21 protein-coding genes and 1 tRNA gene (1 of these 22 cut by a window edge) are annotated in these 25,285 nt (G+C 72.4%); 19 read left to right on the forward strand and 3 right to left on the reverse strand.

What is annotated here, in order from left to right; genetic code table 11:
- The 6 genes from ACFWW8_RS05195 to galE form a co-directional block, all read left to right on the forward strand.
- Nucleotides 1–3,655, forward strand: a 3,655-nt coding sequence (locus ACFWW8_RS05195) for a ribonuclease E/G (RefSeq protein ID WP_386523867.1), incomplete at its 5' end; no start/stop codon positions are given.
- A 424-nt stretch (nucleotides 3,656–4,079) separates the two neighbouring features.
- A complete protein-coding gene (rplU, locus tag ACFWW8_RS05200) occupies nucleotides 4,080–4,400 on the forward strand; it encodes a 50S ribosomal protein L21 (RefSeq protein ID WP_383913250.1) in 321 nt (106 codons plus the stop codon).
- Nucleotides 4,401–4,413: 13 nt separating this feature from the next.
- Nucleotides 4,414–4,668: a 50S ribosomal protein L27 gene (gene rpmA / locus ACFWW8_RS05205; RefSeq protein WP_030013081.1), complete on the forward strand. Its 255-nt coding sequence runs from the start codon at nucleotides 4,414–4,416 to the stop codon at nucleotides 4,666–4,668.
- A gap of 179 nt (nucleotides 4,669–4,847) precedes the next feature.
- Nucleotides 4,848–6,290, forward strand: a complete 1,443-nt coding sequence (obgE, locus tag ACFWW8_RS05210; protein WP_386523871.1) for a GTPase ObgE — start codon at nucleotides 4,848–4,850, stop codon at nucleotides 6,288–6,290.
- 70 nt (nucleotides 6,291–6,360) lie between these two features.
- Nucleotides 6,361–7,977: a glycosyltransferase family 2 protein gene (locus ACFWW8_RS05215; protein WP_386523874.1), complete on the forward strand. Its 1,617-nt coding sequence runs from the start codon at nucleotides 6,361–6,363 to the stop codon at nucleotides 7,975–7,977.
- A 49-nt stretch (nucleotides 7,978–8,026) separates the two neighbouring features.
- Nucleotides 8,027–9,007, forward strand: coding sequence for a UDP-glucose 4-epimerase GalE (gene galE / locus ACFWW8_RS05220; RefSeq protein WP_386523875.1), 981 nt, complete (start codon nucleotides 8,027–8,029; stop codon nucleotides 9,005–9,007).
- A 73-nt stretch (nucleotides 9,008–9,080) separates the two neighbouring features.
- Here galE and ACFWW8_RS05225 read toward each other — a convergent pair whose 3' ends face one another.
- Together ACFWW8_RS05225 and ACFWW8_RS05230 are read right to left on the reverse strand one after the other, a co-directional pair.
- Entirely contained in the window at nucleotides 9,081–10,253 is a 1,173-nt protein-coding gene (locus ACFWW8_RS05225) for a glycosyltransferase (RefSeq protein ID WP_386523878.1), read from the reverse strand.
- Nucleotides 10,250–13,126, reverse strand: coding sequence for a CDP-glycerol glycerophosphotransferase family protein (locus tag ACFWW8_RS05230; protein ID WP_386523880.1), 2,877 nt, complete (start codon nucleotides 13,124–13,126; stop codon nucleotides 10,250–10,252). Before ACFWW8_RS05230 ends, ACFWW8_RS05225 begins: the two co-directional genes overlap by 4 nt.
- 171 nt (nucleotides 13,127–13,297) lie before the next feature.
- On the opposite strand from ACFWW8_RS05230, the gene ACFWW8_RS05235 reads away from it, so the two are divergent.
- The 7 genes from ACFWW8_RS05235 (at nucleotide 13,298) to ACFWW8_RS05265 (ending at nucleotide 20,057) form a co-directional block, all read left to right on the forward strand.
- The gene (locus tag ACFWW8_RS05235) at nucleotides 13,298–14,323 is read left to right on the forward strand and encodes a glycosyltransferase family 2 protein (protein WP_386523883.1); all 1,026 of its coding nucleotides are present in this window, start codon (nucleotides 13,298–13,300) and stop codon (nucleotides 14,321–14,323) included.
- The gene (locus ACFWW8_RS05240) at nucleotides 14,320–14,808 is read left to right on the forward strand and encodes a GtrA family protein (RefSeq protein WP_386523886.1); all 489 of its coding nucleotides are present in this window, start codon (nucleotides 14,320–14,322) and stop codon (nucleotides 14,806–14,808) included. The genes ACFWW8_RS05235 and ACFWW8_RS05240 overlap by 4 nt, the downstream gene beginning before the upstream one ends.
- 75 nt (nucleotides 14,809–14,883) lie before the next feature.
- A complete protein-coding gene (gene proB / locus ACFWW8_RS05245; RefSeq protein ID WP_386523887.1) occupies nucleotides 14,884–16,011 on the forward strand; it encodes a glutamate 5-kinase in 1,128 nt (375 codons plus the stop codon).
- 44 nt (nucleotides 16,012–16,055) lie between these two features.
- Nucleotides 16,056–16,511 (forward strand): hypothetical protein, encoded by a 456-nt coding sequence (locus ACFWW8_RS05250; RefSeq protein ID WP_386523890.1) that lies wholly within the window; start codon nucleotides 16,056–16,058, stop codon nucleotides 16,509–16,511.
- Between the two features lie 427 nt (nucleotides 16,512–16,938).
- Complete coding sequence (locus ACFWW8_RS05255; RefSeq protein WP_386523893.1) at nucleotides 16,939–18,222, forward strand: glutamate-5-semialdehyde dehydrogenase; 1,284 nt, start codon at nucleotides 16,939–16,941, stop codon at nucleotides 18,220–18,222.
- Nucleotides 18,223–18,298: 76 nt separating this feature from the next.
- The gene (locus tag ACFWW8_RS05260; RefSeq protein WP_386523896.1) at nucleotides 18,299–18,841 is read left to right on the forward strand and encodes a hypothetical protein; all 543 of its coding nucleotides are present in this window, start codon (nucleotides 18,299–18,301) and stop codon (nucleotides 18,839–18,841) included.
- Nucleotides 18,842–18,911: 70 nt separating this feature from the next.
- Nucleotides 18,912–20,057 (forward strand): hypothetical protein, encoded by a 1,146-nt coding sequence (locus tag ACFWW8_RS05265; RefSeq protein ID WP_386523899.1) that lies wholly within the window; start codon nucleotides 18,912–18,914, stop codon nucleotides 20,055–20,057.
- On the opposite strand, the gene ACFWW8_RS05270 is transcribed toward ACFWW8_RS05265, so the two are convergent.
- The gene (locus ACFWW8_RS05270; protein WP_386523902.1) at nucleotides 20,041–21,138 is read right to left on the reverse strand and encodes a M48 family metallopeptidase; all 1,098 of its coding nucleotides are present in this window, start codon (nucleotides 21,136–21,138) and stop codon (nucleotides 20,041–20,043) included. The genes ACFWW8_RS05265 and ACFWW8_RS05270 overlap by 17 nt on opposite strands.
- A 141-nt stretch (nucleotides 21,139–21,279) precedes the next feature.
- On the opposite strand from ACFWW8_RS05270, the gene ACFWW8_RS05275 reads away from it, so the two are divergent.
- From ACFWW8_RS05275 to ACFWW8_RS05300, 6 genes are all read left to right on the forward strand, one after another.
- A complete protein-coding gene (locus tag ACFWW8_RS05275) occupies nucleotides 21,280–21,444 on the forward strand; it encodes a hypothetical protein (protein WP_267718561.1) in 165 nt (54 codons plus the stop codon).
- Between the two features lie 84 nt (nucleotides 21,445–21,528).
- Entirely contained in the window at nucleotides 21,529–22,146 is a 618-nt protein-coding gene (nadD, locus tag ACFWW8_RS05280) for a nicotinate-nucleotide adenylyltransferase (RefSeq protein ID WP_386523905.1), read from the forward strand.
- 24 nt (nucleotides 22,147–22,170) lie between these two features.
- Nucleotides 22,171–23,919: a LytR C-terminal domain-containing protein gene (locus ACFWW8_RS05285; RefSeq protein WP_386523907.1), complete on the forward strand. Its 1,749-nt coding sequence runs from the start codon at nucleotides 22,171–22,173 to the stop codon at nucleotides 23,917–23,919.
- A gap of 120 nt (nucleotides 23,920–24,039) precedes the next feature.
- Nucleotides 24,040–24,486 (forward strand): ribosome silencing factor, encoded by a 447-nt coding sequence (gene rsfS / locus ACFWW8_RS05290; protein ID WP_267718558.1) that lies wholly within the window; start codon nucleotides 24,040–24,042, stop codon nucleotides 24,484–24,486.
- Nucleotides 24,483–25,139, forward strand: a complete 657-nt coding sequence (locus ACFWW8_RS05295; RefSeq protein ID WP_386524362.1) for a histidine phosphatase family protein — start codon at nucleotides 24,483–24,485, stop codon at nucleotides 25,137–25,139. Before rsfS ends, ACFWW8_RS05295 begins: the two co-directional genes overlap by 4 nt.
- 124 nt (nucleotides 25,140–25,263) lie before the next feature.
- Nucleotides 25,264–25,285 (forward strand) — tRNA-Ala (locus ACFWW8_RS05300) (it continues 151 nt past the right edge of the window).

Here is a 25,285-nt window from a genome sequence, read left to right on the forward strand (position 1 = left end):
CGTAGCCACCCGCGCCGTGACCGCCCCGGAGGCTCCGGCCGCCGCTGTCGCCGCTCCGGTGGAGGCCGCTGCGCCTGCGCCGGTGGTCGAGGAGGCCGCTCCGGCCGCTCCGGCGCCGCGTGCCCGCCGCCGTGCCACCCGCGCCGTGACCGCCCCGGAGGCTCCGGCCGCCGCTGTCGCCGCTCCGGCCGAGGCCGCTGCGGCTCCGGTCGCCGACGCCCCTGTCGCCGAAGCCCCCGCCGAAGTCGCTGCCGAGGAGTCCGCCGCCCCGGCGCCGCGGACCCGCCGCCGTGCCACCCGCGCCGTCGCCGCGCCGGCCGCCGCCGCGCAGCCCGCCGCGGACGAGGCCCCCGCCGACGTGGAGGAGGCCCCGAAGGCCGCCGCCCGCGCCGTCACCGTCGCCGACGCGGTGGACTCGCCGAAGCGCGGCGGCCGCCGCCGCGCCACCCGGTCCACCACCGCGGCGGCCACCACCGCGGCGGCCACCACTGCACCGGCCGCAGCCGCGCAGCCCGCCGCCGCGCAGCCCGCAGCCGCTGCCGAGGCGCCCGCCGCCCCGGGCCGCTCGCGCCGCGCCACGCGTCCCGCCGTGGCCGTCTTCCAGGCCCCGGTCTTCGCCGAGCCGATGTTCCAGACCCCCGAGACGGCCGCCATGGCCGCCGCGGCCGCCCGCGCCGCCGACCCCGCCGACGAGGTCGAGGAGGAGGACGAGCTCACCGAGGCCGCCGCCCCGGCCGAGGTCGTCGAAACCCCCGCGCCGCAGCCCGCGGGCCGCCGCCGTCGCCGCGGTCGCGGCGCCGGCGAGGCCGCCCCGGTCGCCGAGAGCGGCCCGGTCTCCCTGCCCGAGGTGCTCGCCGAGGAGGAGCCGGAGGCCGAGACCGCCGAGCTCGACGAGGAGAGCACCGAGTTCGACGACGGCGACGACTCGGGCGAGCGCCCGTCGCGCCGCCGCCGCCGCGGTGGCCGTCGCCGCCGTCGCGGTGAGTCCGCCGACCTCGACGAGTCCGCCGAGGACGAGGCCGAGGCCCCGGCCGCCGAGCAGGAGTCCGAGGAGCAGGAGGACGACGAGGACGACGACACCGGCGCGCTCGGCTCCAGCTCCAGCCGTCGCCGTCGTCGTCGCCGCCGTCGCAGCGGTGACTCCGCCGCCGAGGGCGGCGAGGACGACGGCGTACGCACCGTCGTCAAGGTCCGCGAGCCGCGCCCGGCCCGCGAGCGCGCGGAGTCCGCGTCGGCCTCCACCTCCTCCGACGAGGTCCAGTCCATCAAGGGCTCGACCCGCCTGGAGGCGAAGAAGCAGCGCCGCCGCGAGGGCCGCGAGCAGGGCCGCCGCCGCGTCCCGATCATCACGGAGGCCGAGTTCCTGGCCCGCCGCGAGGCCGTCGAGCGCGTGATGGTCGTCCGCCAGGCCGGCGAGCGCACCCAGATCGGCGTCCTCGAGGACAACGTGCTCGTCGAGCACTACGTCAACAAGGAAGAAGCCACCTCGTACGTCGGCAACGTCTACCTGGGCAAGGTCCAGAACGTGCTGCCGTCGATGGAGGCCGCCTTCATCGACATCGGCAAGGGCCGCAACGCGGTCCTGTACGCCGGCGAGGTCAACTTCGAGGCGCTCGGCATGGCCAACGGGCCGCGCCGCATCGAGGCCGCCCTCAAGTCCGGCCAGTCGGTCCTGGTGCAGGTCACCAAGGACCCGATCGGCCACAAGGGCGCCCGCCTGACCAGCCAGGTCTCGCTGCCCGGCCGCTACCTGGTCTACGTGCCCGAGGGCTCGATGACCGGTATCAGCCGCAAGCTGCCCGACACCGAGCGCGCGCGCCTGAAGACCATCCTCAAGAAGATCGTCCCCGAGGACGCGGGCGTCATCGTGCGCACCGCCGCCGAGGGCGCGAGCGAGGACGAGCTGCGCCGCGACGTCGAGCGCCTGCAGGCCCAGTGGGAGGACATCCAGAAGAAGTCGAAGCAGATCTCGACGTCTTCGCCGAGCCTCCTGTACGGCGAGCCGGACATGACCGTCCGCGTCGTGCGCGACATCTTCAACGAGGACTTCACGAAGGTCATCGTCAGCGGTGACAGCGCATGGGAGACCATCCACGGCTACGTGCACCACGTCGCCCCGGACCTGGCCGACCGGCTGTCGCGCTGGACCTCCGAGGTCGACGTCTTCGCGACGTACCGGATCGACGAGCAGCTCGCCAAGGCGCTCGACCGCAAGGTCTGGCTGCCCTCGGGCGGTTCGCTCGTGATCGACAAGACCGAAGCGATGATCGTCATCGACGTCAACACCGGCAAGTTCACCGGCCAGGGCGGCAACCTCGAGGAGACCGTCACCAGGAACAACCTGGAGGCGGCCGAGGAGATCGTGCGCCAGCTGCGGCTGCGCGACCTCGGCGGCATCGTCGTCATCGACTTCATCGACATGGTCCTGGAGTCCAACCGCGACCTGGTCCTGCGGCGCATGCTGGAGTGCCTGGGCCGCGACCGTACGAAGCACCAGGTCGCCGAGGTCACCTCCCTGGGCCTGGTCCAGATGACCCGCAAGCGGGTGGGCCAGGGCCTGCTGGAGTCCTTCTCCGAGACCTGCGTCCACTGCAACGGCCGCGGCGTCATCGTGCACATGGAGACGCCGACCGTGGTCGGCGGCGGGGGCAACGGCAAGCGCGCCAAGCGCCGCGGCGGCAAGTCCGAGTTCGACCAGCACGACCACGACACCGAGACCGTCGAGGTGGAGTTCGAGGCGGAGGCCGAGACCGACGCCGAGGTGGCGGCCGAGGCCGCCGCTCCGCGGGCGCTGCCCGAGCCGGAGTTCTTCGCGGACGAGGAGCTGTACAGCAGCCCGGCCGAGGCCGAGGCGGGCGTGAGCGGCCGCCGCAACCGCCGCCGTGCCACCCGCAAGGCGACCGCTCCGGCGGGCGCCCCGCGCGGTACGGCCACCCCGGCCCCGGTGGCCGAGGCCGTCGCGGAGCCGGTCGTCGCCGAGCCGGTCGGGACGGCGCCGGCCGCCGAGCCGGTCGCTCCGGCCCCCGTGGCCGAGACCGCCGCGGAGTCCCCGGCGGAGGAAGCCCCCAAGGGCCGTACCCGTCGCCGTGCCACCCGCAGGGCGACCGCCCCGGCGGGCGCCCCGGCCGAGGCCGTCGCGGAGCCGGTGGCCGAGCCCGCGCCGGTGGCCGAGCCCGCGCCGGTGGTGGAGCCCGAGCCGGTCGTCGAGGCCGTCGTCGAGCCCGAACCGGTCCCGCAGGCCGTCGCCGAGGAGGCGCCCGTGGCGGACGCCGCCCCGGCCCGCCCGCGCCGCCGGGCCACCCGCAAGGCCACCGCGCCCGCCGGTTCCCCGGCAGGCGCCGCCGAGGCGGCCGTGCTCGTCGTCGACGCGCCGGTGACCGAGGCGGCGGAGGCGGCCGCTCCGGCCGAGGAAGCCGCTCCGGCGGAGGAGGCGGCCCCCGCGAAGAAGGCCGCCAGGAAGGCTCCGGCCAAGAAGGCGACCGCGGCGAAGAAGGCCACCACCGCCAAGAAGGCGACGGCGGCGAAGAAGGCCACCACGGCGACCGCCAAGAAGGCGGCCACCACGAAGAAGACCGCGACCAAGCGGGCCACGAAGAAGACCGCTGCGGCGGAGCAGCAGTCGCTTCCGTCCGTCTCGGCTCCCACCGAGGCCTGATCCCGCGGTCCGCGCGCGAACGGCCCCGCCCGGCACCCTCTCGGTGCCGGGCGGGGCCGTCTCCGTACGGGGCCTCCGCACGTCCCGCCCGTGTACGCCCCCCCGGTCCGGGGCGGCCGTCCACAGCCCCTCCCGGGCCGTGGACGGCCGCCCGGAGCCGCCCCGGTGGCGCCGTCGTCCAGAACCGCCCCGCATGCGGTGCGGAGGCGGACGTACGGGCCTCGGCCGCACGGGTGATCAGGTGCCGGTTTGACCCCTCAGACGGGGCCCCGTAACCTGGGCCGCTGGCGTGTCCATGTGCGCGCCGTCCACTGAGCACCTCACCTCCCTGACCGCCTCGCGGTTCGGGGGAGGCCGGCCTGCGGTTTCTTCGCGGGGCCGGCTGGCTTCAGGGGTTCCCGAATCGAGCGAGAGAGAGATCCGCGTGTACGCCATCGTGCGCAGCGGTGGTCGCCAGCACAAGGTTGCTGTTGGTGACATCGTTGAGGTTGACAAGATTTCCACTGCCAAGGTCGGCGACACGGTCGAGCTCTCGACCCTGCTCGTTGTCGACGGCGAAGCCGTGACCAGCGACCCGTGGGTGCTGGCCGGGATCAAGGTCCAGGCCGAGATCGTGGACCACCACAAGGGCGCCAAGATCGACATCCTGCGCTACAAGAACAAGACCGGCTACCGCCGTCGCCAGGGTCACCGCCAGCAGTACACGGCGATCAAGGTCACCGGTATCCCCACGGCTGCGAAGTAAGAGGGACTGAGACATGGCACACAAGAAGGGCGCATCGTCCACCCGGAACGGGCGCGACTCCAATGCCCAGCGGCTCGGCGTGAAGCGCTTCGGCGGTCAGGTCGTTTCCGCTGGTGAGATCCTCGTCCGCCAGCGCGGCACCCACTTCCACCCCGGTTCGGGTGTCGGTCGTGGTGGCGACGACACGCTGTTCGCGCTGCAGGCCGGTTCGGTCGAGTTCGGCACGCACCGTGGCCGCAAGGTCGTCAACATCGTTCCGGCCGCCTGATCCAGCTCCGGCTGATCACGGCGTACTGAACTTCCCGAGGGCGGATCTCAGCTCTTCCCGGCTCAGGCCGGGAAGAGAGGTCCGCCCTCGGCGCGTTGTCACATAGACACGTTTAATGGGTAGCAAGGCCTACCCCCCGGGCTTTCCGGGATATTCCCGCTGTATCTGGAGGAACAACCATGACCACCTTCGTGGACCGCGTCGAGCTGCATGTCGCCGCGGGTAACGGGGGCCACGGCTGCGCCTCCGTTCACCGGGAGAAGTTCAAGCCGCTCGGCGGCCCCGACGGCGGCAACGGCGGCCGTGGCGGCGACGTGATCCTGGTGGTGGAGCAGGCGGTCACCACCCTGCTCGACTACCACCACAGCCCCCACCGCAAGGCCACCAACGGCAAGCCCGGTGAGGGCGGCAACCGCTCCGGCAAGGACGGCACGGACCTGATCCTGCCCGTGCCGGACGGCACCGTCGTCCTCGACAAGGAGGGCAACGTCCTCGCCGACCTCGTCGGCCAGGGCACCACCTTCGTGGCCGCCGAGGGCGGCCGCGGCGGCCTCGGCAACGCGGCGCTGTCCTCCGCGCGCCGCAAGGCGCCCGGCTTCGCCCTCCTCGGCGTTCCCGGCACCGCCGGCGACGTCATCCTGGAGCTCAAGACCGTCGCCGACGTGGCGCTGGTCGGCTTCCCGAGCGCCGGCAAGTCCTCGCTGATCTCCGTGCTCTCCGCCGCCAAGCCGAAGATCGCGGACTACCCCTTCACCACCCTCGTCCCGAACCTGGGCGTGGTCACCGCCGGCTCGACGGTCTACACGATCGCCGACGTCCCGGGCCTCATCCCCGGCGCCAGCCAGGGCAAGGGCCTCGGTCTGGAATTCCTGCGCCACGTCGAGCGCTGCTCGATCCTCGTGCACGTCCTGGACACCGCCACCCTGGAGTCCGACCGCGACCCGCTGGCCGACCTCGACGTCATCGAGGAGGAGCTGCGGATCTACGGCGGCGGCCTGGAGAAGCGTCCGCGCCTCGTCGTCCTCAACAAGGTCGACATCCCCGACGGCAAGGACCTCGCGGAGATGGTCCGCCCGGACCTGGAGGCGCGCGGCTACAAGGTCTTCGAGGTCTCCGCGGTCGACCGCACGGGCCTGAAGGAGCTGTCCTTCTTCCTCGCCGAGGTCATCGCCAAGGCGCGCGCCCGCAAGCCCAAGGAGGAGGCGACCCGCATCGTCATCCGGCCGAAGGCCGTGGACGACAGCGGCTTCACCATCGCCTACGACGAGGTCGAAGAGGTCTACCGCGTGCGCGGCGAGAAGCCGGAGCGCTGGGTCCGCCAGACCGACTTCAACATCGACGAGGCCGTCGGCTACCTGGCCGACCGCCTCAACCGCCTCGGCGTCGAGGATGCCCTGCGCAAGGCCGGTGCCCGCGCCGGTGACGGCGTCGCCATCGGCTCCGAGGAGAACGCGGTCGTCTTCGACTGGGAGCCGACCATGATGGCCGGCGCCGAGATGCTGGGCCGCCGCGGTGAGGACCACCGTCTGGAGGCGCCGCGCCCCGCGACCACGCGCCGCAAGGAGAAGGAAGCCGAGCGCGACTCCGTGCAGAAGGAATACGACGAGTTCAAGCCGTTCTAGTCGTCCTCCCACGCCGGGGACCGGATCGGGTTTGAAGGTGCCTTTACATCGTTCCCCTAGGATCCACAGGGTGAACAGCACCAACGCGCCCACGGTTTCCGTCGTGATCATCGCGTACAACGACGCCGGGCTCGTGGGCGAGGCCGTTACCTCGGCCCTCGCCCAGGGCCCGGTGGTCGCCGAGGTCATCGCCGTGAACGACGCCTCGTCCGACGACACCGGACGGGTCCTGGACGATCTGGCCTCCGCCCACCCCCGTCTGAAGGTCCTGCACCGCGCGGAGAACAGCGGGGGGTGCGGAACCCCCCGCAACGACGGGATCGCGCTCGCGACCGCCCCGTACGTCCTCTTCCTCGACAGCGACGACGTGCTGCCGCCGGGCGCAGCCGACGCCCTGGTGCGCGCCGCCGTCCTGCACCGCACCCCGGTCACCGTCGGATCCGCGGTCCGCCGCGAGCTGCCGCAGCACCACGACGTGCCGTGGATGCCCGGCCTGCACACCCCCGGAGAGGTGATCGAGCGGCCGGCCGACCGGCCCGACCTCGTCCGGGACACCCTCTGCGTCAACAAGCTCTACGAGCGCGCCTTCCTCGAGAAGCACGGCCTGCGCTTCCCCGACGGCCGGTTCGTCTACGAGGACTTCGTCTTCACCGCCCGCGTCCTCGCCGCGGCCCCCCGCATCGCCGTAACCGGCGACCTCGTCTACGTCTGGCACGTACGCCGCGCCGCCGCCCAGGTGTCGATCTCCCTGGACCGCAAGGACGTCGGCAACTGGGGTTCCCGGATCGAGGCCCACCGCGCGGCCTCCCGGATCCTGGCCCACGCCTCCCCGGAGCTGGGCCGCGCCTGCCAGGTGAAGTTCCTGGAGTACGACCTGCGCATGTACCTGCGCGAACTCGGCAAGGACCCCGAGTACCAGCGAGCCTGGTGGGCCCTCACCCGCGAGTACCTCGACACCTTCGCCGAAGCCGACATCGAGGCGGCCGCCCCGCACGCCCGCTGGATCGTACGGGTGCTGCGCGCCACCGGGACCCCGCCCGCCGACGTCGAGCGGTTCACCCGCCTCGCCGCCGAGCCGCCCCGGCTGCTGCCCCCGTACGCGGTCGGGGCGGACGGGGCCCCGGTGTGGAGCGCGGAGCTCCCGGTCCCGCTCGACGGGCTGCTCGCCCTGCCGACCGCCGACCTGCCGGTGACCATGGACGCCGAACCGGCCGGCAAGACGGCCGTGCGCGTCCGCCTGCACGACCTGTACGGGCGGCTGGACGCGTCCGTACCGCGCACCGCGCAGCTGCGCTTCCTGCCCCGCGCCGGCGGTGAGCCGGTGCTCGCCAAGCCGGTGGAGCTGACGGCCGACGGGGACGGCGGCTGGACGGCCCTGCTGCCCTTCCGCCTCGCCGACCTGGCCTCCACCGGCCGCACCCAGGGCCTGCGCCGGCTCCAGACGTGGAACGTGGAGGTGGGCGTGGAGTGCGGCGACGGCAGCTCCCTGCTCACTCCCTTGCGCCCCCGCAGCCCGCTGCTCCGCCGCAGGGCCGTGCCCAGCAGCCGGTACGGTGTTCTGCTGACGCAGCCGTACCGCACGGCCTCCGGAGCGCTGGCCCTGCGCCTCGCGCCCGGTGCCGCGGGCGCGCTGTACCTCGTGCGCAACCGATTCGACCGGGCCAGGGCGGGCCGCGCGTCGCGCTGAGGCACCACGACCTCAGCACCAGAACACGGACAGGACCAGGGAGACACACATGACGTTTCTGATCACCGGGGGCGCCGGGTACATCGGTGCGCACGTCGTCCGGGCGATGCTGCTCGCGGGGGAGCGGGTGGTGGTCCTCGACGACCTCTCCACGGGCAACAAGGACCGCGTCCCGGAGGGCGTACCGCTGGTGATCGGTTCGGTCCTGGACCGGAAGGTCCTCGACAGGACCATCGCCGACCACCGGATCACCGGCGTGGTGCACCTGGCGGGCAAGAAGCAGGTCGGCGAGTCCGTCGAGAAGCCGATGCACTACTACCACGAGAACGTGGGCGGCCTCACGGTCCTCCTCCAGGCCGTGGCCGCCGCGGGCATCCGCAACGTCCTCTTCTCCTCCTCGGCCTCCGTCTACGGCATGCCCGACGTGGAGCTGGTCACCGAGGACACCCCCTGCGCGCCGCTGAGCCCGTACGGCGAGACCAAGCTGGCCGGTGAGTGGCTGGTCCGCGCGGCCGGCAAGGCACACGGCATCTCCACCGCCTGCCTGCGCTACTTCAACGTGGCGGGGGCCGCGACCCCCGAGCTCGCCGACACCGGCGTCTTCAACCTGGTCCCGATGGTCTTCGAGCGCTACGACGCCGGCCAGGGCGCCAAGATCTTCGGCGACGACTACGCGACCCCGGACGGCACCTGCGTCCGCGACTACATCCACGTCGCGGACCTCGCGGACGCCCACGTGGTGGCGGCCCGCAAGCTCGCGGAGTGGGCCGCGGCCGGTGAGTACAAGGACCTGACCGTCAACATCGGGCGCGGGGAGGGGGTCTCCGTCCGCGAGATGGTCGAGCTCCTGAACGAGAACACCGGGCACGACTACCCGCCGGTCGTGTCCCCGCGCCGCCCCGGCGACCCCGCGAAGGTCGTGGCCTCCGCCGAGCGCATCGGCAGCGAGCTGGGCTGGAAGGCCCGCCACGACGTCCGCGAGATGGTCACCTCCGCCTGGGCCGGCTGGGAGGCCAACCGCAGGGCCTGACCCCCGGTCGTACGGAGCCGCCCGCCCCCGAGGTGCCGGGGGCGGGCGGCTCCGTCGTGTCCGGGCGGGCCGGTCAGCGCTCCAGGAACGCGAACAGCTCTTCCCACCGGTCGGTGATCCCGGCGCTGGAGTACCGCTGCACCGAGCGGAAGGCCGACTCCCCGAGCCGGTCGCGGAGTTCGCGGTCCGCCATCAGGGCGTCCAGGTGGCCGGCCAGCTCCATGGTGTTGCCCAGCCGGGCCAGCAGTCCGTCCTCGCCGTGGGTGACGATCTCCCGTACGCCCGGCGCGCAGTCGAAGGCCGCGGCCGGGACGCCCGCCGCCATCGCCTCCAGCAGGGTGATCGGGAAGCCCTCGGCGCGGGAGGCCTGCGCGAAGACCGAGGCCCCGCGCAGCGCGCCCAGCACGTCGTCCGTACTGCCCATCCACTGCACGGAGTCGTCCAGCCCCAGCGAGGAGCAGTGCGCCCGCAGGGTCGGCTCCTCGAGGCCGGCGCCGTAGATCCGCAGGACCCAGTCGGGGTGGTGCGGGGCGGCGTCCGCCCACGCGTCGAGCAGCAGGTCGACGCCCTTCTCGAACGCGAGGCGGCCGACGCTGGCGACGACCTTATCCGTGCGCGGAGCGGGCTGCTCCGGCATGAAGGGCAGCGGGTTCGGCATGCTGCCGACGTTCTCCATGCCCGACCGGATCCACAGGTCCGCGTCCTCGGCGGTCAGCACCAGCAGCCGGTCCACCTCGCGGTAGTGGCGGCGGACCCGGTCGCCGCGACTGGACTTCCGGCTGGCCTCGAACGACTCGTGGCTCATGCCGATGACGCTGAGCCCCTTGGTGTCGGCAAGTGCCACCCACTCCATCGCCCAGACCTGGGTGACGATCACGACGGCGCCCGGCGCGGCCGCCCGGAACAGTCCGCTCAGCTGCTCCGCCTTCGTCCGCATCAGCGAGCGCCGGGCCGCCTGGCGCCGCCGCTCGGGCGCGTTCAGCCGGCCCTTGAGCCCCTGCAGCCGGCGCGCGGGCGGCGGCTGGGACGCGTACAGGGTCGTCGTCGCGTACGGCAGGTCCGCCGGGAACTTCTGCCGGATCTCCTCGGCGACCGGGGCGATGCCGACGATGTGCACCCGGTGGCCGCGGTCGGTGAACAGCCGGGCCATCTGGTGCGACCAGGTGGTCACGCCGCCGAGCTCGTCGACGTTGTTGGAGACGAGGAAGATGTCACGGCCGCCCGGGGTGGCGGTCTGCTGGCTCACTTGCCGCTCCTGGTGAAGAACTTCTCGACGATCTGGCGCGCGGCGTCCCCGCGGTCGTACTCGCCGAACTCGGTGAGGAAGCGCTGGCGGGCCTCGGCGTACTTGGCGTCCGCCTCCTCGAAGGCGGAGAGCACCTGCAGCAGCTCGTCCGCCGTGGCCACCACCGGGCCCGGGGCCTTCTCCTTCAGGTCGAAGTACGTGCCGCGGATGTCGGTGGCGTACTTCTCGTAGTCGTACGCGAAAAACACCATCGGCCGGTCCAGGACCGCGTAGTCGAACATCACGGACGAGTAGTCGGTGATGAGACCGTCGGCGAGGGCCAGCAGCGGGGTGATGTCGTGGTGCCGCGACACGTCGAGGACCCGGCCCGCGACGGACGGCGGGAGGGAGACGCTGTTGAGGTAGTGGGTCCGCACCAGCAGGGTGAAGCGGTCCCCGAGCCGGTCCGCGAACTCCTCCACGTCGAAGGGGAACTCGAAGCCCTCGACCGTGCCGTCCGCGTTCGCCCGGAACGTCGGCGCGTACAGCAGCACCTTCTTCTCCGGATCGATTCCCAGCTCCGCCGCGAGCGGGCCGCGCACCCGCTCGCCGCTCTGCGCCTCGGACCGGTGCGCCTCGACGAGGGCGTCGTTGCGCGGGTAGCCGGTGCGCAGCAGCACCTCGTCGCGCAGCCGGAAGGCCTTGGCGAGGGTGCGGGTGTCGTGCTCCGAGCGGATCAGGAAGTGGTCGAAGCGGTCGACGGCCGCCTGGAACCGGTCCTGGCCGGCCCGCCCCTGCGCCTTGGTGCGGGGCTCGTGGAAGCCCATGCGCTTGAGCGCGGAGCCGTGCCAGGTCTGGATGTAGGTGGTGCCGGGGCGCTTGGCGAGGGCCAGCGGGAACCCCTGGTTGTCCACCCAGAACTCGGCCTGGGCCAGCGCCCGCAGGTAGGGCCAGCTCCAGCGCCGGACCAGCGTGGCCTCCTTGGGGAAGCCGGTGGGCTTGCCCGCGTACGACCAGATCGCCTCGAAGGGGACGCCCTGGCGCACCATCTCCTCGTAGATCGCCTTGGGACTGTCGCTGTACTGCTTGCCCATGTGGCTCTCGAAGACGACCGTGCCCTTCTTGACGGGCAGCTTCGAGAAGACCTCGTGGTAGAGCTTCACCTTCTGCTCGCCCGAGCCCATGTTCCGGCGGGTCCGCAGGGCCTTGCGCAGGCCCCGCTTGACCAATCCGGCGGCCTTGCCGTGTATGGCGTTGTTGATCAGCGTCTGGGTGCGGACGGCCGCGGCGCCCTCGGCGGTCAGGACGTAGGAGAGGTTGCCCTTCTTGGTGACCTCCGGCTCGAAGCGGTCGGAGACCAGCCGGGTCAGCCGCGGGCGCACGCGCAGCCGGGACGCCGACTCCAGGTCGACCCCGCCGACCGACACGCGGGTGGTGACGCGGTCGCGCCCGGCGTTCAGCCGCAGCCGGACGTCCCACACGGCGTCGATGATGCCGAGCGGGCGGACGGTGCCTCCGATGTCGGCGCTGCCGCTCCACTCGATCGTGTCACCGGCGTGGCGCACGGTTGCCACCGGGAAGCTGAACGAGCGGACGCCGATCTGCCGCCGCGCCCGGAATTCGAGCGAGGCGGTGAGCTCCGTGTCGGGCCGGATGCGGCCCAGCGGGTTGACGACGGCACCGGACAGCGTGACGGTGCCGCGCCCGTCGTCCTCGTAGGAGGTGAGGCGGTTGCCCAGCTGGAGCGAGGAGAGCGGGGTGGTGTGGAAGCCGTCCCCGGTGACGTCCAGTATCCGGCGGGCCTCGGTGTCGTCCGGGTCGTCGATGTGCTGCGCGCACCAGTAGATGCGGCCGTCGCGCTCGGCGAGGGGGGAGGAGAGCCGGCCCTTGTTGGTCATGGCGTCGGCGGCCGGGAGCAGGTTGTCCCAGTCCTCCTTGCCGAGCAGGTAGGCGCAGATCGCCTGGAGGTGCGTGACGTTGTCGTACGCGGCCGGGTCGATCCCGGCGAGGTAGCCGTTGGCCAGACGGGCGAACTCCTGGCGGTAGGCGTCGCCCAGCAGGGGCAGGTCGCGCAGGTGCAGCACCAGGTCGTGCTTGAGGAACTTGGCGTCCTTCGCGGACTTGATGTCCGTGTGGCCCTTGGAGGCCAGCAGCTCGTCCACCCGGCGGTGGATCTCCATCCGGTGGACGAAGTTCGCGATCTCGTGGCGCCGGTTGCTGATCGACTTGGCGGCGGCCTTCTCGATCACGTTCCAGAAGTAGACGTGGTTCGGGATCAGCGTGATGCGGCGGGCCGCCACGTACGCCTGCGCCGAGAACAGCAGGTCCTCGTAGTGGATGCCGACCGGGAACTGCAGGCCCTGCTCCAGCAGGAACGAGCGCCGGTAGCACTTGTTCGTGGAGAGGGTGTCGTAGACCAGCAGGTCGGGGAACTCGGTGATCGACTCCAGCGTGCGCGTGCGCGAGTAGATCCACGGGTACCACTCGGTGGTCTTGCCCCACCGGTTTTCGAGGTGCACGCGGACGCACATGCCCGAGACCAGGTCGGAGCCCGTCCGCTCGGCGGCGTCCAGCATGTTCCGGCAGGCGTTGCGCTCCAGCACGTCGTCGCTGTCCAGGAACATGACGTACGTGCCGGTGGCCTGCGCGATGCCGTGGTTGCGCGGGGCGCCGCAGCCCCCGCTGTTCTCCGGAAGTCGGAACGCGCGCACTTTCCCCGGGTGCGCGGCTTCCAGTTCCTGGGCGACGGCGAAGGACCTGTCCTTGCTGCAGTCGTCCACGATCACGACCTCGACCCCGTGCAGGGTCTGGTCCAAAACCGACTGGACTGCTGTCGACAGACGCTCTGCGTCGTTGTAGACGATGACGACCACGGAGACGTCGGGCACGTGCACCTCGATCCCTTCGATTCGTTTCGCTCAGGTGGTTACGGTTATCCAGTCAAAGCTACCGCGTACCGCACTCGACTCAGGCAGGCCGACTCTCGGCATGCGGGTTCTGGGAAAGAGGTGAGTGGCAGGTCCGGTCGTCGGCAATCACCCGTTCGGACCTAGCAGGATGTGTTCATGACCAAGCTGTCCGTAGTTGTCCCTTGCTTCAACGAAGAGGCCGTCATCGACAGCTTCGACGTGGAGATCCGAAGGGTCCTGGACGCCCTCCCCGTCGACTACGAGGTCTGCTACGTCGACGACGGAAGCCGTGACGGCACCCTGCGCAAGCTGCGGAAGATCGCGGCCGAGCACGCCGAGCGGACCCGCTTCGTCTCGTTCAGCCGCAACTTCGGCAAGGAGGCCGGCATGCTGGCCGGCCTGCGCGTGTCCACCGGCGACGCCGTCGTGATCATGGACGCCGACCTCCAGCACCCGCCGGAGCTCATCGCGACCATGCTGGAGCACCACCGGAAGGGGTACGACCAGATCATCGCCCGCCGTTCGCGCGAAGGGGACAAGAAGGTCCGCTCCGTGCTCAGCCGGCTGTACTACCGGGGGGTCAACCGCTGGGTCGACGTCGAACTCGCCGACGGGGTCGGTGACTTCCGCATGCTCTCGCGTCCGGCCGTGGACGCGCTGCTGTCGCTGCCGGAGTACAACCGCTTCTCCAAGGGCCTGTTCTCCTGGATCGGCTTCGACACGGTCCACTTCGACTACCGGAACGCGCAGCGCGGGGCCGGCGAGACGAAGTGGAAGTTCGGCGCCCTGCTGAACTACGGCATGGACGGCCTGATCTCCTTCAACAACCGGCCGCTGCGGACGGGCATCTGGCTCGGCGTGTCGCTGGTGGCCCTGACCGTGCTCTACGCGCTGTGGATCACGGTCGAGGCGATGACCAACGGCGTCGAGTCACCCGGGTACGTCACCCTCGTGGCGATCATCGTGGGACTCGGCGGCGTCCACATGATCATGCTCGGCCTGATCGGCGAGTACATCGGCCGCATCTACTATGAGACCAAGCGGCGGCCGCACTTCCTGGTGAAGGAAGCCCACGGCTCCGACCCCGTCCCGCGCGCGGCGCTGACCGCGGAACCGGGGACGTCCCGCCCGGTCGCCGAGGCGACGGCCGACGAGCACAGCGCGGAGCGCAGCACCAGATGAGCAGAAGGCAACAGCTCGGCCAGCTCCTCCGGTTCGGCCTCGTGGGAGCCGTCAACACCGGCTCCTTCTACCTGGTGTACCTGCTCCTGCACCCCTGGATGCCGTACTTCGCCGCCTACACCCTCGCCTTCCTGGTCGCGATGGTCGGCTCGTTCTTCATGAACACCTACTTCACCTACCGCACCCGCCCCACCTGGAAGAAGTTCCTCCTCTTCCCCCTGACGAACGTCACCAACTACGTCGTCCAGTCGGTGGGGCTGTACGCCCTCGTGACGTGGGCCGGCCTCGGCACGCGGATCGCCCCGCTGGTCGCGGCGGTCGTGGCCATCCCCTTCACCTATCTGCTCTCCCGCAAGATCCTCGTCCCGGGCGCCGACCGGGACGCGGAGGCGGAACCGGAACCCGTGCGCGCGGACCAGGGCGGCCTGGGCGGCCGCGCCGGTCCTGACCGGCAGGCCGGCCCGGGCGGGTCGTCCAGGGTCTGAAACCCCCGCGCGGCCCCTCCCGGCCACCCCGTAGATTGAGGCCACAGGCATTCGGCAAGGGGCAAGGGGACATACGTGTCAGCGGCTAGGCAAGGTGTCGTGGACGCCCGCAGGATCGTGGTCAAGGTCGGCTCCTCCTCCTTGACCACGGCGGCGGGCGGCCTCGACGCCGACCGGGTGGACGCCCTGGTGGACGTCCTGGCCAAGGCGCGCGGCGGCGGCGAGAAGGAGATCGTCCTGGTCTCCAGCGGAGCCATCGCCGCCGGCCTCTCCCCGCTCGGCCTGCGCCGCCGCCCCAAGGACCTCGCCCGGCAGCAGGCCGCCGCCAGCGTCGGACAGGGCCTGCTCGTCGCCCGCTACACCGCCTCCTTCGCCCGCTACGGCATCCGCGTCGGGCAGGTCCTGCTCACCACCGACGACACCAGCCGGCGGGCGCACTACCGCAACGCCTACCGGACCCTGGACCAGCTGCTCGCCATGGGCGCGCTGCCCGTCGTCAACGAGAACGACACCGTTGCCACGGACGAGATCCGCTTCGGCGACAACGACCGCCTGGCCGCCCTCGTCGCCCACCTCGTACGGGCCGACCTGCTGGTGCTGCTCTCCGACGTGGACGGTCTCTACGACGGCGACCCCTCGCTGCCCGGCACCACCCGGATCGACGAGGTCCGCGGCCCCGCGGACATCGCGCACGTCTCCATCGGCAGCGCGGGCAAGGCCGGCGTGGGCACCGGTGGCATGGTCACCAAGGTCGAGGCGGCGAGGATCGCGGCCGCCGCCGGCATCCCCGTGGTGCTGACCTCCGCCAGCCAGGCCGCCGACGCCCTGGCCGGGCGCGCCACCGGCACCCACTTCCACGCGACGGGCCGCCGTTCCGGCGACCGGCTGCTCTGGCTCCAGCACGCCTCCACCCCCCAGGGGCACCTCGTCCTGGACGAGGGCGCGGTCCGCGCCGTCACCGAGCGCGGCAGCTCCCTGCTGCCCGCGGGCATCGCCTCCGTCGAGGGCGACTTCATCGCGGGGGACCCGGTGGAGCTGCGCGACACCTCGGGCCGGGCGGTCGCGCGCGGCCTGGTCAACTTCGATTCCAAGGAGCTTCCGCAGCTCCTCGGCCGCTCCACCCGCGAGCTCGCTCGGGAACTCGGACCCGCGTACGAGCGGGAGGTCGTCCACCGGGACGATCTCGTCCTGCTGCAGGGCTGAGGTTCGGCAAAACCGCCGCGCGGGGGCCCGGGGACTGGTCAACTGTGAGGGGCGGGTGGACACGTAGCGGAGACAGGAGGCGGCTGGTGAGACGAGCGCTGACCAGCGTCGGTCCGGGGGACGGTGAGGGCGGCGGGCACGAGCAGGAGCCGGACCACGACTCCCGCCTGTGGCACGTCACCCTGAGCGTCTCCGGCAAGCCGGCGCCGCTGTCCGAGGTCCGGCGCGGACTGGAACAGCTGGCCCACGACCACCCCTTCCTGCTGACGAGCCGCTACGCCGACGACCACGCCGAGATCCGCTACTGGGAAGAGGCCCGCGACCTCCACGACGCGGCGGCCGTCGCCCTGCGGCTGTGGGGCGAGCACCGCTCCTCGGCGCAGCTGCCGCCCTGGGAGATCGTCGGGCTGGAGGTCATCGACCGCGCCACCTACCACCAGCGCGTGGCGGAGGGCTACGGCCCGCCCCCGGCCCACCCGGTGGGCGTACACCCGTACTGACCCCGCGCGCCTGGGCGGGCCTGACCCTGGGCGCACCCGACCCCGGGCGGGCCCTGACCCGGGTGGCCCTCGACCCGGGCGGGTCGCGACCCCGGTGGGCCCCGACCTCGGGCGGGCCGCGACCTCGGGCGGGCCCTGACCTCGGGCGGGCCCCGACCCCGGTGGGCCCCGACTTCGGCGGGTCGCGACCCCGGTGGGCCCCGACCCTCGGAGGGCCCCCGGCCCGGAGGCCGGTGCGGGCGCACCGCCCGTGCGGGATTCCTCCCTTCCACGGGGCATCCGTCCGGCCCCGCCGCGCAGGATCCAGCCCCGTCGGCGTCCGAGGCGCGGGGTCCGGGGCGGAGCCCCGGGGGTCTCAGGCGCCGCGGGTGTCTCGGGGGGTGGAACCCCGCCGACCGCGGCCCGGCCGGGGACTACCCTGGGCCGCATGACCTCGCTCGACGACGCCACCGCCACCTCGCCCGTCCTCGCCACGGCGCGAGCCGCCCGCACGGCCGCCGCCGTCCTCGCCCCACTCCCGCGGTCCGCCAAGGACGCGGCCCTGCTGGCGGTCGCGGACGCGCTGGAGGCCCGTACGGCCGAGATCGTCGAGGCCAACGCCGTCGACACCGCCAAGGCGCGGTCGGCCGGCACCAGCGAGACGGTCATCGACCGCCTCACCCTCACCCCGGAGCGCGTCGCCGCCATCGCCTCCGACGTGCGGGACGTCGCCGCCCTCCCCGACCCCGTCGGCGAGGTCGTCCGCGGCAACACCCTGCCCAACGGCATCGACCTCCGCCAGGTCCGCGTCCCGCTCGGCGTCGTCGGCATCATCTACGAGGCCCGGCCCAACGTCACCGTCGACGCCGCCGCCCTCTGCCTCAAGTCCGGCAACGCGGTCCTCCTGCGCGGCAGCTCCTCCGCCTACGCCTCGAACACCGCCCTCGTCGCCGTCCTCCGCGACGCGGTCGAGGCCGCCGGGCTGCCCGCCGACGCCGTCCAGCTGGTGCCGGGGGAGTCCCGCGACTCCGTCCGCGAGCTGATGCGCGCCCGCGGCCTCGTCGACGTGCTCATCCCGCGCGGCGGAGCCTCCCTCATCAAGACGGTGGTCCAGGAGTCGACCGTCCCGGTCATCGAGACCGGCACCGGTAACTGCCACGTGTACGTCGACGCGCAAGCCGACCTGGACATGGCCGTGGACATCCTGGTGAACTCCAAGGCCCAGCGGCCCTCCGTGTGCAACTCCGCCGAGACCCTCCTGGTCCACCGCGACATCGCCGACGCCTTCCTGCCGCGCGCCCTCGACGCCCTCGCCGACGCCGGAGTGACCGTGCACGGCGACGAGCGCGTCCTGGCGGCCGCCCGGGACAGCAAGGTCACGGCCCTTCCCGCGACCGACGAGGACTGGGCAGCCGAGTACCTGTCCTACGACATCGCCGCCGGTGTCGTGGCGTCCCTGGACGACGCGGTCGCCCACATCCGCCGCTGGACCTCCGGCCACACCGAGGCGATCGTCACCACCTCCCAGGCCGCCGCCCGCCGCTTCACCCAGCTGGTCGACTCGACCACGGTCGCCGTGAACGCCTCCACCCGGTTCACGGACGGTGGCCAGTTCGGCTTCGGCGCCGAGATCGGAATCTCCACCCAGAAGCTGCACGCCCGGGGCCCCATGGGCCTTCCGGAGCTCACCTCCACCAAGTACATCGTCACCGGCGACGGTCACGTTCGGTAGTCGGCTGTCCTGCGCGGGGTGGCCGGATTCGCCGTACGCCCTGCCCAAAGGAGCCCCCCGGGTCTACGCTGGTCCTGTGCCGGACGACGTGGGGGGCAAGCCGTTCCCGGACGACGGGGAGCCCGACGACGACCGCGGAGGCGCGGATCACGACTTCGCCTCCGTGGTGTTCGACGAGGACTTCGTCCGGAACGCCGAGATCCATGAACCGAGCGCCGCCGAGCGCCAGCGGGCGGCCGACCGGGCGCGCGCCGAGGCCGAAGCGGCCCGGGCCGCCGTCGCGGGCGGATGGACGGCCGACGACGACACCTACGGCTACGCCCACCCCGACGGGTACGGGGACCACGGCTGGGACCACGACCGCCAGGGCCGCTACGACGGACCGTACGGTGCCTACGGCGGCAGCCTGCGCCCCTACCGCGGCCGCTCGCCGTGGCTGCGCCCGGTCGCCTGGGTCCTCGCCTTCGTACTGGGGCTGGGCATGGTCGCGCTCGCCTTCAGCGCCGTCTACCGCAGCGCCTCCGGCCAGGCCGACCCCGCTCCGGCGCCCGCCAGTACGCCATTGGGGGAAGTCAGCGGCGCCGGTGCGTTTATGGACCCCGTCGGCCGCCAACCCTGAAGGTACGACCCCGCTCGCATTCACGCCGGAGCCGGGGGCTTCTCTGAAGCGGGGACAGCGGGGAGAAGCGATGGCCGTTCCAGACGACCCAGCCAACGGCGCCCCCGACGGCACCGGTGACGACGACGAGTTCCGGGCGGACGAGTACCGGTCGGTGGTCTTCGACGAGGACTTCGTGCGGGCCGCCCGGATCCAGGAGTACTCCGCGCAAGAACGCATGGGCGAACACGCCCGCGCCGTGCGCAGCCGCTCCCTCTGGTCCGGCGGGGCAGGCACGGGTTCCCGCGGTGGAACTCCCGGCCAGGGCGCACGGCAGGGCCGGCTGCTCGTGCTCTTCATCGCCCTGGCCTTCGCCACCGCGGTCTACATGGGGCTGCGCAACCCGTACGTCCCCCCGCCCGAGGGGGTGGCCGAGCCCCTCACCAGCACCGTCGTGCCGCTGGCGCCCGGCACGCCCGTGCCCGGCGGGCGGCCCGCCGACCTGTTCGCGCAGAGCCCCGCGGCCGACTACCGGATCGGAGCGGTCGGGATCACCATGCCCGCCGTCCGCCGCACCCCGCACTTCACCGACGCCCAGGTGGCGATCGCCCTGTCCATCGCCAAGGACTACCTGGTGCAGTCCTCCCTGGACCCCGACGTCCTGGCCGGCACCGCGTCCCGGCCGGTCCGGGTGCTCATCGACCCCGACCAGCTGGCACAGTTCGACCGGAGCATGGCCTCGCCCTCCGGCGACGGCCGGCACGCGGCGACGGGCTGGCTGGTCCGCTTCGACCCCGGAGCCGCCGTCGTCGCGGATCCCCGGATCCGGGTCAGCGGGACCCTCGGCTTCGAGGAGGTGGCCCCCGACGTGCTGGAGGTGGCCACCGACCACACCTTCGTCTACGCCGTCCGCCCGGCCGGCGGGCCCCCGGCCGCCGCCGACGGCGCCTCGCTCTTCACGGTGCGCCGCGAGCTGCGGCTGCGCTTCGACCGGGACGACCTGGGCGCCCGCCGCGCGGAACTCGCGTCGGCCTACGTGATGGCCGGACCGCAGGACTGCTCCGCCGACCCCGCCGCGGGCTTCCGCCCCCTGCCGGCCGGAGCCGCCCCGACCACGGTGGGCCCGGCCGCGAGCGACCCGTACGCCAGCGGCCACCCGCGGCGAGCGGCCGGGCTGTGCGGCGTACTGGCGGCGCCCGCGACCCCGGGGGCCGCGCCCGTCAGCCCTGGTCCGTAGCCCCGCCCCTGCCCTCGGAGCCGGCGGCCGGGGCGCCGCCCGCACCGGAACCCGCACCGGCTCCGGTGAACCGGTCGCGCAGCTTGCCGCCCAGGTCGGCGGTACCGCCCGCGATGTCGCCGACCAGCTTCATCAGCGGGTCCTTGCTGGTACGCACCGCGTCGGCGTAGTGCGTGGCCGACTGCCGGAACGAGTCGCCGACCGAGGCGTCCTTGTCCTCGTCCCGCCGCGGGTAGTGGCCGTCCATGATCCGCTGGTAGTCGCGGCTCTCCGCCCACTTCTTCAGCTCGGCCGCCCGCACCGTGGAGAAGGGATGCGTCCGGGGCAGCACGTTGAGGATCTTCAGCACGGAGTCGCGCAGGTCGCCGCTCGACTCGTACTCCTCGGCCTGGGCGAGGAACGCGTCCACGTTCATCTCGTGGAGGTGGTTGCCTCCCGCGATCTTCATCAGCCCGCGCATCGAGGCCTGCTGGTCCTGGCCCACCAGGAGCCCGGCCCGGTCCGCCGAGAGCTCCGACTTTCGGAACCACTCCCGCAGCGCGGTCACGAGCGCCATGATCGCCACGTTGCCCAGGGGGATCCAGGCGACCTTCACCGCCAGACCCGTCAGGAACAGCAGGATCGTGCGGTACACGGCGTGCCCGGAGAGGGCGTGGCCCACCTCGTGGCCCACCACCGCCCGCATCTCCTCCTCGTCGAGCAGCTCGACGAGGCCCGTCGTCACCACGATGATCGGCTCGTCGAGGCCGATGCACATGGCATTCGGCTTCGGGTCCTGCTGCACGTACATCTGGGGGACCTTCTCCAGGTCCAGGATGTAACAGGCGTCACGGAGCATCGCGTGCAGGTGGGGGAACTGCGCATCGCTCACCCGCACCGACTCCGACAGGAACAGCAGCCGCAGGCTCCGCTCCGGGAGGAGCCCGCTCAGGGCCTTGAACACCGTGTCGAAACCGCTCAGCTTCCGCAGCGCCACCAGCGCCGAACGGTCCGCGGGGTGCTCGTACGCCCGTGAGGAAATACCGGGGAACCTCCTGCGGTCCCGCGCCGGTGCCTTATCGAAACCCGTCTTCTCCGTCATTGCGCCCTCCCCTGGATCGGCCTGCCTGGCCTTGCGTCTATCCTCTCCAACGCCTGAGTCGACGTGAGCGTGCCCCAGGCCCCCGCATACGATGTGAGCGAAGTCTCCGCCCGCTCCCCCGACTCGATAGGTACCTGCCTGATGAGCCTCTCCTCCACCGCCCACAACCTGGTCGTCCTCGCCTCGGAGGGAGCCGAGCACGGCGGCAACCACAGCAGCCTGAACCCGTACCTGACCGGTGGCGCCGCGCTCGGCATCCTGCTCCTGATGCTCTGGATCACCACCCGCCTGAACCGCGACCGCTAGACCGCGGACGGTTTCGCACCGGTGTCCCGTACGGGCTCGCAAGCGGGTCCGGGCCGCTCCACCGGGCCAGTAGGCTCTGCGCTCATGGGAGAGCAGGAAATGCCTACCGGCCCGGTCAAGCGCCGGCTCGGCGTCATGGGCGGGACATTCGACCCGATCCACCACGGACACCTCGTGGCGGCCAGCGAAGTGGCCGCGCTGTTCCACCTCGACGAGGTGGTGTTCGTACCGACCGGTGAGCCGTGGCAGAAGTCGCAGGGCGCCGTGTCCGCCGCCGAGGACCGCTACCTGATGACGGTCATCGCCACGGCCTCGAACCCCCAGTTCTCGGTGAGCCGCATCGACATCGACCGCGGCGGGCCGACGTACACGATCGACACCCTGCGCGACCTGAAGGCGCTGAACGACGACGCCGACCTGTTCTTCATCACCGGTGCCGACGCGCTCGCCCAGATCCTGACGTGGCGGAACGCCGACGAGCTCTTCTCCCTCGCGCATTTCATCGGGGTCACCCGGCCGGGCCACGTGCTCACCGACGACGGCCTGCCCGAAGGCGGCGTCTCCCTGGTCGAGGTCCCCGCGCTGGCCATCTCGTCCACCGACTGCCGTGCGCGGGTCGCCACGGCGGACCCGGTCTGGTATCTGGTGCCGGACGGTGTCGTGCGCTACATCGACAAGCGTGAGCTGTACCGGGGAGCCTGAGCTTCCGGAGAGAGGGGCCCCGCGGTGAACGACCGACAGGACGCGTACGACCCGTACGCAGCCCAGGAGCAGCAGCTCATTGGCTACGACGCGTACGGGCGGCCGGTGTACGGCCCGGTGCCCGCGCAACCCGACCGGCCCGCTCCTCCCGCGCCGCGGTACGACCGGCAGCAGTACGAGCCGCAGTACGACCAGCAGCAGTACGGGCAGCCGTACGACGACCGGTCCTACGGCTACGACCAGCAGGGGTACGACCAGCAGCAGGACTACGGCCGGCAGCCGCCGCAGCAGGAGTACTACGCCCCGCAGCCGTCCGCCCAGGAGTACGCGCAGCAGGAGTACCCCCAGGCACCCGCCCACGGGTACGACACGCAGCAGACCCAGCAGTGGATCCCGCAGCAGGCCGCCCCCCAAGCACCGCCGCAGCCCGCACCCCGGCCCGAGTCCGCCGCCGTGCCGCCCGCGGCCCGGGTCCCCGAGCCGCGCCGCTCCGACGCGGACGCCGCCCCCGACTACCGCACCGAGCAGTTCTCCTTCATCGACCAGCCGGACGAGGACTCCGAGGACGTCATCGACTGGCTCAAGTTCACCGAGAGCCGGACCGAGCGCCGCGAGGAGATCCGCCGCCGCGGCCGCAACCGGGTCGTGGCGCTGATCGTCGTCCTCGCCCTGTTCGTCGTCGCGGGCCTCGGCTACCTCTGGTACCAGGGCAAGCTGCCGTTCCTCGACGGCCCGGGGAAGGACAAGACCGCCGCGACCGCCGGCGCCGGCGCGCAGAAGCGCGACATGATCGTCGTCCACCTGCACAACACGAAGAGGGGCGGCACCTCCTCGGCGCTGCTCGTCGACAACGTCACGGCCAAGCAGGGGGCCACGGTCCTGCTGCCGAACGCCCTGGGCGTCCCCGCGGCCGACGGCACCACCACCACCCTCGGCACATCGGTCGAGGGCGGGGGCCTCGGCACCCGCGAGTCCCTGGACTCGGTGCTCGGCACCAGCATCGGCGGCACGTGGCGGCTGGACACCCCGTTCCTGGAGAACCTGGTCGAGCTCGTCGGCGGCATCGAGGCCGACACCGACATCGCGGTCCCGGCCGACGACGCCGCGAAGACCCCCGCCGTCGGGCAGGGCGAGAAGCAGAGCCTGAGCGGCCCGATGGCCGTCGCGTACGCCACGTACCGCGCCCAGGGCGAGCCGGAGGCCAAGCAGCAGGAACGCATGGGCCGGGTGCTCCACGGCGTCCTGCGCAAGGTCCCGGGCGATCCGAAGGCGGCGGCGGTGACGGTCGAGAGCATCGGCCAGATCCTCGACCCGGCGCTGGACGCACAGACCCTCGGCGCCCTGCTGTCGCGGCTCGGCGAGCACGCCAAGACGGGCGCGTACCGTACGGACGTCCTCGCGGTGAAGCCGGACGGCACCCTCACGGACGAGACGACCAAGAAGGTCGTCAAGGAGGTCCTCGGCGGCTCGGCCTCGGCCGCGCAGCCCGGCGCGACCCCCCGGGTGGGTCTGAAGGACGCCACCGGCGACGGCAGGACGCAGGCGCTGGCGAGGGCTGCGCTGCTCAACGGCGGCTACGCCTTCGTGGACGGGGGCAAGGCCGACAAGACCGCGGCCGCGTCGCAGATCACGTACCAGGACGACGCCCAGCGGGACCGGGCCGTCGAGGTAGCCAAGACGCTGGGCCTGCCCGAGACGGCCGTGAAGAAGGCCGAGACCGCGGTGAACGCGGACGTCGTGGTGATCCTCGGCAAGGACTACAAACCGTCCTGACCGGGGCCCCGAACGGGTTCGGAGGCGGTGTCGCGCCCGCGCGGGACGTTCCGCGCGGGCGGTGTCGGCGGTACATGAGACCCTTGTAAGGATCTGCCCGCCAACCCGAAAGCATGGCCAGTGACCGCCACGGACCGCTCCATCGAGCTCATCACCGCCGCCGCCCAGGCCGCGGCCGACCGGCTCGCGCACGACATCATCGCGTACGACGTCAGCGACGTGCTGTCGATCACCGATGCCTTCCTGCTCGCATCGGCGCCCAACGACCGCCAGGTCAAGTCGATCGTCGACGAGATCGAGGAGCGCCTCCTCAAGGAGCTCGGCGCCAAGCCGGTCCGCCGCGAGGGCGACCGCGACGCCCGCTGGATCCTGCTCGACTACGTCGACATCGTCGTCCACGTCCAGCACAGCGAGGAGCGCGTCTTCTACGCGCTGGAGCGCCTGTGGAAGGACTGCCCCGAGATCGAGCTGCCCGAGGACGCCAAGCTCACGCTCGGCAAGGCCGAGGAGCACGCCAAGCTGCGCGAGGCGGCTGGCGACGACGAACTGGACGGTGATCTGTTCTGAGCGGGACCACCTCGGGCAGGCTCACCAGGAAGATCGTTCTCTGGCGGCACGGTCAGACCGCGTGGAACCTGGAGCGACGCTTCCAGGGCTCCACGGACATCGAGCTGACCGAGGCGGGTGTGGCGCAGGCGCGCCGCGCCGCCCGGCTCCTCGCCTCGCTCAAGCCGGACGCCATCGTGGCCTCCGACCTCAGCCGGGCCGCGGCCACGGCCGCCGAGCTGGCGGCCGTCACCGGACTGACGGTCGAGCACACCCCGGCGCTGCGGGAGACGTACGCGGGGGAGTGGCAGGGCCTCACGCACGACGAGATCCTCGAGAAGTACGGCGAGCAGTACGCGGCGTGGAAGCGCGGCGAACCGGTCCGCAGGGGCGGGGGCGAACTGGAGACCGAGGTCGCCGACCGCGCCGCGCCCGTGGTGCTGGAGCACACCGGCCGACTGCCGCAGGGCGGCACGCTCGTCGTCGTCAGCCACGGCGGCACGATCCGTACGACCATCGGCCGTCTGCTGGGCCTGGACTCGTACTACTGGGAGGGCCTCGGCGGGCTCTCCAACTGCTGCTGGTCCGTTCTCGGCGAGGGCGCGCGCGGCTGGCGCCTGATGGAGCACAACGCCGGAACGCTGCCCGAACCGGTGCTCGGAGACGACGACTGAGCAGCTCCCCGCGGCCCTCCTGCCGGGGCAGCCACCCGGATTTCACTTTCCGGCTGGTCGCAGGCTAGAGTTCTTCTTGTTCGCAGCGCAGAACACCGGAGACGGGGGGAGCGCGGCGGAGAGCGGGGCTATAGCTCAGTTGGTAG

The sequence above is a fragment of the Streptomyces sp. NPDC058701 genome, assembly GCF_042715295.1.
Lineage (GTDB): Bacteria > Actinomycetota > Actinomycetes > Streptomycetales > Streptomycetaceae > Streptomyces.

Excerpts from the sequence above, each read along its gene's own strand:
- galE (WP_386523875.1), top strand. The coding sequence starts at position 8,027 with ATGACGTTTCTGATCACCGGGGGCGCCGGGTACATCGGTGCGCACGTC.
- ACFWW8_RS05265 (WP_386523899.1), top strand. The coding sequence starts at position 18,912 with ATGGCCGTTCCAGACGACCCAGCCAACGGCGCCCCCGACGGCACCGGT.
- ACFWW8_RS05240 (WP_386523886.1), top strand. The coding sequence starts at position 14,320 with ATGAGCAGAAGGCAACAGCTCGGCCAGCTCCTCCGGTTCGGCCTCGTG.
- ACFWW8_RS05275 (WP_267718561.1), top strand. The coding sequence starts at position 21,280 with ATGAGCCTCTCCTCCACCGCCCACAACCTGGTCGTCCTCGCCTCGGAG.
- obgE (WP_386523871.1), top strand. The coding sequence starts at position 4,848 with ATGACCACCTTCGTGGACCGCGTCGAGCTGCATGTCGCCGCGGGTAAC.
- nadD (WP_386523905.1), top strand. The coding sequence starts at position 21,529 with ATGGGAGAGCAGGAAATGCCTACCGGCCCGGTCAAGCGCCGGCTCGGC.
- ACFWW8_RS05270 (WP_386523902.1), bottom strand. The coding sequence starts at position 21,138 with ATGACGGAGAAGACGGGTTTCGATAAGGCACCGGCGCGGGACCGCAGG.
- ACFWW8_RS05255 (WP_386523893.1), top strand. The coding sequence starts at position 16,939 with ATGACCTCGCTCGACGACGCCACCGCCACCTCGCCCGTCCTCGCCACG.
- rpmA (WP_030013081.1), top strand. The coding sequence starts at position 4,414 with ATGGCACACAAGAAGGGCGCATCGTCCACCCGGAACGGGCGCGACTCC.
- ACFWW8_RS05235 (WP_386523883.1), top strand. The coding sequence starts at position 13,298 with ATGACCAAGCTGTCCGTAGTTGTCCCTTGCTTCAACGAAGAGGCCGTC.